Origin of the sequence: Paraburkholderia graminis C4D1M (assembly GCF_000172415.1) — a bacterium.
GTDB classification, from domain to species: domain Bacteria; phylum Pseudomonadota; class Gammaproteobacteria; order Burkholderiales; family Burkholderiaceae; genus Paraburkholderia; species Paraburkholderia graminis.
This window is the reverse complement of the sequence record NZ_ABLD01000056.1, coordinates 1-10,722: the sequence shown is the minus strand read 5'-3', so window position 1 is coordinate 10,722 and position 10,722 is coordinate 1. Positions and strand designations below refer to the sequence as shown.

At 66.8% G+C, this 10,722-nt stretch carries 10 protein-coding genes and 1 pseudogene; 6 read left to right on the top strand and 5 right to left on the bottom strand.

What is annotated here, in order from left to right:
- The 4 genes and pseudogenes from fliK to fliE all read right to left on the bottom strand — a co-directional run.
- A pseudogene (fliK, locus tag BGRAMDRAFT_RS32855) lies at positions 1–1,248 on the bottom strand (flagellar hook-length control protein FliK); the annotation flags it as partial.
- Positions 1,249–1,338: 90 nt separating this feature from the next.
- Positions 1,339–1,665 (bottom strand): flagellar protein FliT, encoded by a 327-nt coding sequence (locus BGRAMDRAFT_RS32850; protein ID WP_006053248.1) that lies wholly within the window; start codon positions 1,663–1,665, stop codon positions 1,339–1,341.
- Positions 1,662–2,096 carry a flagellar export chaperone FliS gene (gene fliS / locus BGRAMDRAFT_RS32845; RefSeq protein WP_006053247.1) on the bottom strand — a complete coding sequence of 145 codons (435 nt, stop codon included), beginning with the start codon at positions 2,094–2,096 and terminating at the stop codon, positions 1,662–1,664. The genes BGRAMDRAFT_RS32850 and fliS overlap by 4 nt, the downstream gene beginning before the upstream one ends.
- Positions 2,097–2,339: 243 nt before the next feature.
- A complete protein-coding gene (gene fliE, locus BGRAMDRAFT_RS32840) occupies positions 2,340–2,690 on the bottom strand; it encodes a flagellar hook-basal body complex protein FliE (protein ID WP_006053246.1) in 351 nt (116 codons plus the stop codon).
- 235 nt (positions 2,691–2,925) lie between these two features.
- Here fliE and fliF point away from each other — a divergent pair, with 235 nt between their 5' ends.
- The 6 genes from fliF to BGRAMDRAFT_RS32810 all read left to right on the top strand — a co-directional run bounded on the left by fliF (position 2,926) and on the right by BGRAMDRAFT_RS32810 (position 10,071).
- Positions 2,926–4,728, top strand: coding sequence for a flagellar basal-body MS-ring/collar protein FliF (fliF, locus tag BGRAMDRAFT_RS32835; RefSeq protein WP_006053245.1), 1,803 nt, complete (start codon positions 2,926–2,928; stop codon positions 4,726–4,728).
- Positions 4,718–5,713 carry a flagellar motor switch protein FliG gene (gene fliG / locus BGRAMDRAFT_RS32830; protein WP_006053244.1) on the top strand — a complete coding sequence of 332 codons (996 nt, stop codon included), beginning with the start codon at positions 4,718–4,720 and terminating at the stop codon, positions 5,711–5,713. The genes fliF and fliG overlap by 11 nt, the downstream gene beginning before the upstream one ends.
- Positions 5,700–6,383 carry a flagellar assembly protein FliH gene (gene fliH, locus BGRAMDRAFT_RS32825; RefSeq protein WP_171800253.1) on the top strand — a complete coding sequence of 228 codons (684 nt, stop codon included), beginning with the start codon at positions 5,700–5,702 and terminating at the stop codon, positions 6,381–6,383. Before fliG ends, fliH begins: the two co-directional genes overlap by 14 nt.
- Positions 6,377–8,044, top strand: coding sequence for a flagellar protein export ATPase FliI (gene fliI, locus BGRAMDRAFT_RS32820; protein ID WP_006053242.1), 1,668 nt, complete (start codon positions 6,377–6,379; stop codon positions 8,042–8,044). Before fliH ends, fliI begins: the two co-directional genes overlap by 7 nt.
- Positions 8,045–8,046: 2 nt before the next feature.
- The gene (gene fliJ, locus BGRAMDRAFT_RS32815) at positions 8,047–8,496 is read left to right on the top strand and encodes a flagellar export protein FliJ (protein WP_006053241.1); all 450 of its coding nucleotides are present in this window, start codon (positions 8,047–8,049) and stop codon (positions 8,494–8,496) included.
- A 63-nt stretch (positions 8,497–8,559) separates the two neighbouring features.
- On the top strand, positions 8,560–10,071 hold the full coding sequence (locus tag BGRAMDRAFT_RS32810; protein ID WP_006053240.1) for a flagellar hook-length control protein FliK: 1,512 nt from the start codon (positions 8,560–8,562) through the stop codon (positions 10,069–10,071).
- A gap of 354 nt (positions 10,072–10,425) precedes the next feature.
- On the opposite strand, the gene BGRAMDRAFT_RS35795 is transcribed toward BGRAMDRAFT_RS32810, so the two are convergent.
- Positions 10,426–10,722: hypothetical protein (locus tag BGRAMDRAFT_RS35795; protein ID WP_232292406.1), on the bottom strand; the 297-nt coding region annotated here is incomplete at its 5' end.

The window sequence follows — 10,722 nt, the reverse complement described above, 5'->3', positions numbered from 1 at the left end:
CGTGCAACTGGATGCCCGCCGCCGCGAGCCGCTGAAGAAAGCCCTCGCCTGCATCGCAAGCCGCGCCGCGCGCCCGAGACTTGCCTGCACGCGCGCGACGAGGCGCATGCCGGTCAAGGTCAATTCGGCGTCGACGGTGCCGAGCGTCGGCAGCGACAGCGTCAGCCGCGTGCGCCACGGCTGATCCTCTTCGCTCGCCGTGCCGCCGCCGCTGCGGTCCCACTCGTCGCCGTCCTGTTCGATGGTCCAGTCGAGTTTCGCGCCGGGCCACGCTTCGCCGGTCCAGCGAAACTGGCCGGTCGCAAGCAGATCGAGCTGCTGACGCACAAGCGGCACCGTCGCCGGATGAACCGCGGCGGCTTGCGCCGTCTGCTGCGAGCTGCCGTCCGCCGCTGCCGACGCGGCGTTGTGCAAACCGGCATGCGTCGATTGACCGTTCAGGTCGGACAGCGAACTCGCGAGCACTTCACCGGCGGCGAAACGCGCGGCGTGCGCCGTGTCGATCGACGGCATCGCGCGGCCGGCGCTCGTGCCGGCATTCGCATTGGCCGAGTTCGCGGAATTCGCGAAATTGCCCGCGTTCGGCGTCGCACCGTCAGCCGCCCCGTTCGGCGCCGCGCCCATGCCCGGCTTGGCGCCGGCACCGGCACCAGCAGCCGCGGACGACGCATCGCCGGCAGCGCTTCCCCAGTTCAACGGCAATTGCGCCGACGCCGCCACGAGCTTGTTCTGCGCCTCGCCGGCGAGCGTCTCCGGCGAGCGCTGGCCGCTCAGCCATTGGGCGAGATGTGCTTCGTAGAAGAGACCGCTGTTGCCGACCGTCTGCGCAAGCGCGGCCGCGAGCGCCGCAACGGGCACTTGCGCCGCCGCGACATTGGCAGTGGCCGCCGATGCAGCGGCGTTCGAAGCGAGATTAGGAGCAGCAGGCGCGTCGAAAAGCGGCAAAGCGCCGACTTCGACGTCGAGCGCGGGAGCGGCGGGCCAGATCGGCGTCTGGCCGACAATCGCCGGAGTCGCCTCGCCGCCCGAACGCACGATCGCGTTGAGCGTGAGCGCGACAGCGGACAAGGCCGTTTGCGCCGAAGGCTGCGGCGGCGCGGGCGGGGCGAGCGGAGCCGAAGTGGTCGGCGCGGTCTCGACGTCCGGCGCGCCGGTTTGCGTGGTGGCGGCGCTGCCGGGACCAATGTTCAGCAGGCTGTCGACGCGGGTCGCGAGCAGCGATGCGAGGGCCGTGTCGATTCCGTTCATGCCGATTCCTTGGTCACATTGGCGGCAGCGCGCTCAAATTCGTTCAGTCAGGCGCCTCGCGGCTGCATCGCGGCTAGATCGCGGCCACCGTCAGCGCGCGCCGTAAAGCTCCTTCAGCACCCGCGACGGCCGTCCGCCGAACAACGCCGACAGCTTCGCAAGGCTCGGATTGGCGAGGTCGCGGATCGCGGCGTCGTCGGCGAGAATCTGGCGGATCAGCGCGTACTTGCGCAGGCGCTCCGTCTCGTCGAGCTTGACGCCCGTCTCCGCCTCTTTCAGCGCGTCCACGAGTTGCCGGTATTCTTCCTGCAAGTGCACCAGGTCGTTCCACAGGGCGCGTCGGGCAGCCATCAGCATGCGGCAGGACAACGCTGCGATGGCCTCGTAGCGGGCAAAATATTCTGCGTTCGATGTCATCTCATGCTTTCCGCGGCCGGCTGGGCAGCCATCCGCGCTATCTCCGGGGCAATCCCGATCCATGCCTCTTCGAGCGTCGCCAGTAGACCGTCGACCTCGACCAGCATTGCCTCGCTCGCTTTTATATTGGCTTCCAGCAGCCGGCGCGACATATAGCCATATAACGCGTTCAACCGCTGCGCAATCTCGCCGCCCACCTCAAGGTTGAGCGACTGCTGCAGCCCGCTTTCGACGATCTGAATCGCCTTGCCGATCGCCTCTCCACGACCGGCGACATTGCCCTGCTGCACGTGCATCCGTGCTTGCGCGATAGCCTGCCTGGCTCCCTGATACAGCATCACGATCAGACGATGCGGACTCGCGCCCATCACCCCTGTCTCGACGCCCACGCGTGCGTACGCATTGGCTCCAGAGTGTCCTGGGGAAAACATCGGCGCTCCTCCTCAATTGCAACTACGGTTGGTCGTGGCAGCCCATCGGGATGCGTCGCCGCGTCCCGGATTCATGCCTGTATCTGGTTATCGGATACGCAGCGAGAAAGCTTTAGGCCGGTGTAAGGAGGATTAAGGGGTCAGGCCGCGCGTGCTCGCGCATGCTCAGGCGAGCGACGCGGCGCATGCAGCAGGTTGCGGCCGTGGCGGGCGGAACATTCTTGCCGCCGCGGCCGCCAGCGTTCAGACCTGCATCTGCATGATGTCGTTGTAGGCGGACACCAGCTTGTTGCGCACCTGCAGGCCGAACTGGAAGCCGACGTTGGCCTTCTGCATGTCGACCATCACGTCGTTTAGCGACACGTTCGACGCGCCGAGCTCGAACGCCTGCGATTCGCCGATCGCCTTGGTCTGATCGCCGCTGATCTTGTCCAGCGAGGCCTTGAGCGCCGACGCAAAGCCGCCGGCCGTGGCCGCGCCGGACTCCCCTGCGGCCGAAGCGCCGGTCGCCGCGGTGCTGCCGCCGGTCGCCTGCGCAGCCATCGAATGCAACTGTTGCAGCGCCGACGAAATCGCGTTCACGGGCAAAGTCATGTTCTCTCCAGTAATGACGAGCGGCACGACCAAACCGTACCGATCTGGACGAAAGCATAGCAGCGGGCTTTACGGGAAAGCCCCGAAACTAGGGGGGAAACCCGGCTCTATTCAAGCAATCGGGCGCGTCTGCCGTGCGGATAATTTCAGTCGTGAAAGTCTCTGTCCATACTCCCGCCGGCTCTCGGCGCGACATAGCGGCAGAACGCAAAGGCATCCCGGAGAAACCCGACGCATGGATTCGTCAGCCAACTCTTTGATCAACCCCGACGCCCGCATGGGCCTCGCCGGCGCGCAGCCCGGCGCGGCGGCGGCGGGCGCCGGCCAGCCCAGCGGCAATGCAGACCTGGGCGGCCTCGGTGGCGGCCTCGGCGGCAATTTTGGTCAGCGCCTGTCCGGTCTCGCGCAGATGCGCGGCAACCCGCGCGCGCCGCTCATCTTCGCGGTCGCGCTGCTCGTCGCCATCGTGGCGGGCCTGTTCCTCTGGTCGCGCGCGCCGGACTACAAGGTGCTCTACAGCAACCTGTCCGACCGCGACGGCGGCGCCATCATCACGGCGCTCCAGCAGGCGAACATTCCGTACAAGTTCTCCGAGGCCGGCGGCGCGATCCTCGTGCCGTCCGAGCAGGTGCATGAGATGCGCCTGCGCCTTGCATCGCAGGGATTGCCGAAGAGCGGCTCGGTCGGGTTCGAACTGATGGACAACCAGAAGTTCGGCATCAGCCAGTTCGCCGAGCAGATCAACTATCAGCGCGCGCTCGAAGGCGAGCTGGAACGCACGATCGAATCGGTTTCGTCGGTGAAGTCGGCGCGCGTGCATCTGGCGATTCCGAAGCCATCCGTGTTCGTGCGCGACAAGGAAGCGCCATCGGCGTCGGTGCTCGTCAATCTGTATCCGGGCCGCGCGCTCGACGAAGGTCAGGTGCTTGCGATCACGCATATGGTGTCGTCGGCGGTGCCGGAAATGCCGGTCAAGGGCGTGACCATTCTCGACCAGGACGGCAATCTGCTGACGCAGCCGTCGGTGGGCGGCGGGCTCGACGCGTCGCAACTGAAGTATCGCCAGCAGATCGAGCGCAGCACGCAGCAGCGCATCGACGCGATCCTCGCGCCGCTGTTCGGCTCCGGTAATGCGCATTCGCAGGTGAGCGCCGACATCGACTTCTCGCGCAGCGAACAGACGTCGGAAAACTACGGCCCGAACGGCAATCCGCAACAGGCCGCGATTCGCAGCCAGCAATCGAGCACAGCGACCGAAATGTCGCAAGGCGGCGCCTCGGGCGTGCCGGGCGCGCTGTCGAACCAGCCGCCGCAGCCGGCCTCCGCACCGATCAATGCGCCCGCCGGCGCGAGCGGCGGTGTGACGACGACGCCGGTCAGCGACCGCAAGGACATGACGACCAATTACGAGCTCGACAAAACCGTACGTCACCTCGAGCAGCCGATGGGCGGCATCAAGCGTCTGTCGGTGGCGGTGGTGGTCAACTATCTGCGCGTGGTCGACGCCAAGGGTCACGCGACGATGCAGCCGGTCACCGCCGACAAGCTCGCGCAAGTGAACCAGCTCGTGAAGGACGCGATGGGCTTCGACGCGCAGCGCGGCGACTCGGTCAACGTGGTCAACAGCCCGTTCACCACCGCGCTCGACCCGAACGCCGACCTGCCGTGGTGGCGCACGCCGGACATGCTGGCGCTCTACAAGCAGATCGCGACGTATCTCGGCATCGGCGCAGTGGCCCTGTTCCTGTACTTCGTGATGGTGAAGCCGGCGCTGCGCCGCGCGTTCCCGCCGCCGGAGCCGGTCGTCGCCGCAGCGCTGCCGTCGCCCGACGAGCCGATTCTGCTCGACGGCATTCCGGCCGCCGAGCGGGCCGGCAACGCCGCGCTCGAAATGGACAACGGCGACGCAGAGCTGCAGGCGCTGGAAAACGCGAAACACAAATATGAGCGGAACCTGGAGTTCGCGCGCAGCATCGCGCGCCAGGATCCGAAGATCGTTGCAACTGTCGTCAAGAATTGGGTGACCGATGAGCGCTGAAGGCGTAATGAAGAGCGCGCTTCTGCTGATGTCGATCGGCGAAGAAGAAGCCGCGCAGGTATTCAAGTTTCTCGGACCGCGCGAAGTCCAGAAGATCGGCGTCGCGATGGCCGCCATGAAAGCCGTGACCCGCGAGGAGATCGACGTCGTGCTGCACGAGTTCGTGCGCGAGGCGGAGAAGCACACCGGCATGTCGCTCGACTCGAACGAGTACATCCGTTCGGTGCTGACGAAGGCGCTCGGCGACGACAAGGCCGGCGCGATCATCGACCGCATTCTGCAAGGCAGCGATACCAGCGGTATCGAGGGCCTGAAGTGGATGGATTCGCCGGCGGTCGCGGAACTGATCAAGAACGAGCATCCGCAGATCATCGCGACAATCCTCGTTCACCTGGACCGCGATCAGGCTTCGGAAATCGTCGCGTGCTTCACGGAGCGTCTGCGTAACGACGTGCTGTTGCGAATCGCAACGCTCGACGGCATTCAGCCGGCCGCGCTGCGCGAACTCGACGACGTGCTCACGCACCTGCTGTCGGGCAGCGACAACCTGAAGCGCAGCCCGATGGGCGGCATTCGCACGGCGGCGGAAATCCTCAATTTCATGTCGAGCAATCACGAGGAAGGCGTCATCGAGAACGTCCGCCAGTACGACGCGGAACTCGCGCAGAAGATCGTTGATCAGATGTTCGTGTTCGAGAACCTGCTCGACCTGGAAGACCGCGCGATCCAGTTGCTGCTGAAGGAAGTCGAGTCCGAAGCGCTGATCATCTCGCTGAAGGGCGCGGCGCCCGCGCTGCGTCAGAAGTTCCTGTCGAACATGTCGCAGCGCGCAGCCGAACTGCTCGCCGAAGACCTCGACGCGCGCGGCCCGGTCCGTGTCTCCGAAGTCGAGACGCAACAGCGCCGCATCCTGCAAATCGTGCGCAATCTGGCGGAAAGCGGTCAGATTGTGATTGGCGGCAAGGCGGAAGATGCATATGTCTAATCGCAACTCCGCGGCGAAGGCGACCCTCTCGGCCTACCAGCGCTGGGAGATGGCCTCGTTCGATCCGGTGCCGCCCGCGCCGCCGAATTCCGAGGCCGACGAAGCCGCGTTCGAAGCCGAACTCGAGCGCCTGCGCGAAGCCGCGCACGCGCAGGGCATCGCGTCCGGCCACGTCGCCGGTCAGGCGCTCGGCTACCAGGCGGGTTACGAGCAAGGCCACGCGCAGGGCTTCGAGCAAGGCCGAAGCGAAGCGCGCGAGGAAGCCGCGCGGCTTGCGGCGCTTGCCGAAACGTTCAAGGCCGCGCTCGACGGCGCACAAGGCGCGATCTCGGAGACGCTCGTCTCGCTCGCGCTCGACATCGCGCAACAGGTGGTGCGCCAGCATGTGCAGCACGACCCGACCGCGCTGATCGCCGCCGCGCGCGAAGTGCTCGCCGCCGAACCGGCGTTGACGGGCGCGCCCGCGCTGATCGTGAGTCCCGCCGATCTGCCCGTGGTCGAAGCGTATCTGATGGAAGAACTGCAAACGCGCGGCTGGACCGTGCGCACCGACCCGGCCGTGGAGCGCGGCGGCTGCCGCGCGCAGGCCGCGAGCGGCGAAGTCGATGCCGGCATCGATACACGCTGGGAACGCGTCGCCGCGGCGCTCGGCAAAGTGAGTACATGGTGAAGCCGACGCTCGAGGAAATCCGCGCAAGCGACCTGACGCCGCTCGAACGCGAACTGGCGCTGGCGTCGTTCGGTGCGGAGGCGCTTGCCGAAACGTCGTTTGCGGACGCCGCTCCGGACGCCGCGGTGTTCGCTCAAGCGACTGAAGACGTGGCTGCTGCCAATCACGCGCATCCGCTGACGGGCGCCGCCGCGAGCCGCGAGTCGGCACCGGACGCAGCAGGTCTCGCGCGCGCCGCCTCGAAAGCAACGGCTGCCGCGCCCTACGATCCCGCGCTCGACAGCAATCCGCACATGCAAGCGTGGCGCGGTCGGCTCGACGCGCTGCGCGCGCGCAACGCGATCGCTAAGCCGATGCGCGCATGCGGACGCCTCACGCGCGCCGCGGGTCTCGTGCTTGAAGCAGTCGGCCTACGCCTCTCGGTGGGCGCGGAAGTGATGATCGAACTGCCACTCGGCAGTTCGCTGCCGATGGCCGAAGCCGAAGTGGTCGGCTTCTCCGGCGACAAACTCTTTCTGATGCCGACCACCGAAGTGATCGGCCTGTTGCCCGGCGCGCGTGTCTATCCGCTGGAGAGCGCGCCGATTGCCGACCCGATGGCGGGCGCGAAGCGCCTGCCGGTCGGCTGGGAATTGCTCGGCCGCGTGCTCGATGCGTCCGGCCGTCCGCTCGACGGACTCGGCCCGCTCGGCGCGCACGCCGATGCGCCGCTGTCCGCGCCGGTCATCAATCCGTTGAATCGGGAGCCGATTCACAAGGTGCTCGACGTCGGCGTGCGCGCGATCAATGCGCTGCTGACCGTCGGACGGGGGCAGCGCATGGGCCTCTTCGCGGGTTCGGGCGTCGGTAAATCGGTGCTGCTCGGCACGATGGCGCGCTATACCAGCGCCGAAGTGATCGTGATCGGCCTGATCGGCGAACGCGGCCGCGAAGTGAAGGAATTCATCGAACAGATTCTTGGCGAGGAAGGTCTCGCGCGCTCCGTCGTGATCGCCGCGCCCGCCGACGTGTCGCCGCTCTTGCGGATGCAGGCCGCCGCGTATTCGACGTCGCTCGCCGAATATTTCCGCGATCAGGGCAAGCATGTGCTGCTGCTGATGGATTCGCTGACCCGTTACGCAATGGCGCAGCGCGAGATCGCGCTCGCCGTGGGCGAGCCGCCCGCCACCAAGGGCTATCCGCCTTCGGTGTTCGCGAAGCTGCCGGCGCTCGTCGAACGAACCGGCAACGGGCCGGCGGGCGGCGGCTCGATCACCGCGTTCTATACCGTGCTGACCGAAGGCGACGACCAGCAGGACCCGATCGCCGATTCCGCGCGCGCGATTCTCGACGGCCATATCGTGCTGTCGCGCTCGCTCGCGGAAGCCGGCCACTATCCGGCGATCGACATCGAAGCGTCGATTAGCCGGGCAATGACCGCGCTGATCGACGATAACCATCTGGACAAAACGCGTATGTTCAAGCAGATGCTGTCGCGCTATCAGCGCAACCGCGATCTGATCAACGTCGGCGCTTATTCGAGCGGGCGCGACGCGCTGCTCGACCGCGCGATCGCGCTGTATCCGCGGATGGAAGCCTTCCTGCAACAGGGCTTTCGCGAGTGCGCGAACTTTGAACCGAGTATCGAGATGCTGGACGCGCTGTTTGCCCAAGGAGCCTGACGATGGCGAAACACTTTCCGATCAAGACGCTGATTGGCCTCGCGCAGGACGATGTCGACGCCGCCGCTCAACGTCTTGGCCGCGCGCAGCGCGAGCGCAACGACGTCGAGGCGCAGCTGAACGCCCTCGTGCAGTACCGCGACGAATACCACGCGCGTTTCACCGCGACCGCGCAAGCGGGCATGCCCGCCGGCAACATGCGCAATTTCCAGGCGTTCATCGACACACTCGACGCGGCCATCGAGCAGCAGCGTAACCTGCTCGTGACCGCGAACGCGCGAGTCGAGGCAGCCAAGCCCGACTGGCAGCGTCAGAAGCAGAAGCTCGGCTCGTACGAAGTGCTGCAGGCGCGCGGCGAAGCCGCCGAGGCGAAGGTCGTGGCGCGGCGCGATCAGCGCGACGCCGACGAACACGCGGCACGAATCCTGAGGATGCGCGCGGAAGGCGCCTGACGCCCGCGCCGCCTCGACACACTGACTCGACACCGTACCCTTTGACGGATTGACAGGACACTTATGTCGTTTCTTTCACAGATCGGCTCGCTGCTCGGCTCGACCGGCAGCAGCTCCACCAGTAAGTCCAGCAATGCGGCGGCGCTTGCCGCTGCTAGCGCGAAGCCGTTTTCGCAAACGCTGCAGCAGAACATTGATTTGCAGAACAGTGCGGCTTCAAGTGCGGCCGCACATAGCGCTGCAAGCGTGAAGGCCGCCGTGCCGCAGCCCTCTTCCGCGGACATCTCGCAGGGCTCGAGCGTGCACGACGCGCCGCCGCCGGACGATTCCACGACGAAGAGCGCCGACGACGCGAAGAGCGACAGCAAGGACAGCAGCGCGACCGACGCGGCATCGTCCGCGGCGCCGGCGGACAAGCCGCAGCAGGCATCGACGGACAAGAACGGCGACACGCCGCCGAAGCCGGCCAATGCCGCGAGCGCAAACGACGCCGGCGCCGCAGCCGCTGCCGCTGCCGCTCAGGCGCAGGCGCAAGCCCAGGCCGACGCGAGCGCCGCCGATCCGGCCGGCGTCAATCTGGCGGCATCGACGAACGCGGACCCGACCGCAACCGGCGCGGCCACCGACACCGCACCTGCCGGCACGCCCGGCAAGAAGACGCCGACCGATCCGAAATCGCTGCAGGACTCGTTGCAGGCCGCGCTCGCGGCGCTGGCGAACGGCCAGGCTGTGGCTCCGTCGCAGGCTCTCGCGAGCGGCGCGGCAGCCGCCGCGGCGGCGAACGGTCTGGCGAGCGCGAACGCTTCGCTGAACGACGCGACGAGCAAGACGCTGGAGGCCGGGTCGTCCGGCGGCGGCAAGGGCTCGGCCGGGGCGCGCGGCGCATTGGGGACGGCGGCGAACGGTACGACCGTTGCCGATCCGACGGCGGCGGCATCGGCCGCTGTGGCGGGCGCGTTGACATCGACGGGAGCGGCGGGCGCGCAGACAGACGACCTGGCATCGTTCAAGAATGCCGCCGACGCGGCGACGGCCGCGCTGGCCGCGAGCCAGGCGGCCGCGAGCGCCGCAAACACCACGGCGGCCGTGCAAACGACGGGCACCGCGAGCGCGGCGGCCGCGGCGAATGCACTGGGACCGCAGGTCGGCACGACCGACTGGGAGGAGGCGTTGAGCCAGAAGGTGGTGTTCCTGTCGAATGCGCATTCGCAGAGCGCCGAGCTGACGTTGAATCCGAAGGATCTTGGGCCGTTGCAGGTTGTATTGCAGGTCGCCGATAACCATGCGCATGCGTTGTTTGTTTCGCAGCATCAGCAGGTGCGGGAGGCCGTGGAGGCCGCTTTGCCGAAGCTGCGCGAGGCTATGGAGGCGAATGGGATTGGGCTCGGCAGCGCGAGTGTCAGTGATGGGTTTGGGCGGCAGGGTGGGCAGCAGCAGCAAAGTGCCAGTTCTGGCGGGGGGCGCTCCGCGCGGGGTTTTGGGGGTGAGGCTGGGGCCGCCGGGGCCGGGGTGGTTGTGGCTGCTGGTGATGCCGGTGGGCGGCGTAGTGTTGGGCTTGTGGATACGTTTGCCTGAGCTTTTGCTTTGCCGGGGGCGCTGTTTTTTACCCCTTTGGCCTTTCCTTGATTTCGCGGTGGTCTATTGGCGTTGCCCCTGTGCGGGGCAGCACTCACTTTCTTTGCCGCCGCAAAGCACCGGTGGCTTATAAGTGGGCCCCACTGGCTCGCTTTGGCCTTTCCTTGATTTCATGGTGGTCTATTGGCGTTGCCCCTGTGCGGGGCGGCACTCACTTTCTTTGCCGCCGCAAAGAAAGTAAGCAAAGAAAGCGGGCTCACACCGCCAGCTTGTAGGTGGGTTCCCCGGTTCGGAGTGGGCAGTGGTGCGCCTTACATCCGTGTCCTCGCGCATTCGACGTTAGTGACAAGGCAGTCATTCTTCCGGCGACGCTTCGCGCGCCGCAGCGGTCGTTCCCAAAACCATCGCGCGTTCGGCCGTGTCGCGGGCCGCGAGTCGTCGCGAGGGTTCTGCGGTTTCCCGCGCCGCGAACCATCGCGGCATCTCACGCGTTTCTGCGTTCCACCGCCGCCTCGCCAAATGCTCGATTGGAACGCAGGCACTTAAGGTTTCGGCCAGGGCAAAACGATCCCCCCCCGACGGCGCGTCGCCGAGGCGAAGCCGATGGCCCCCACCGCGCAAAAACGCAAGCGAGCGGTGTAAGCGAACCCT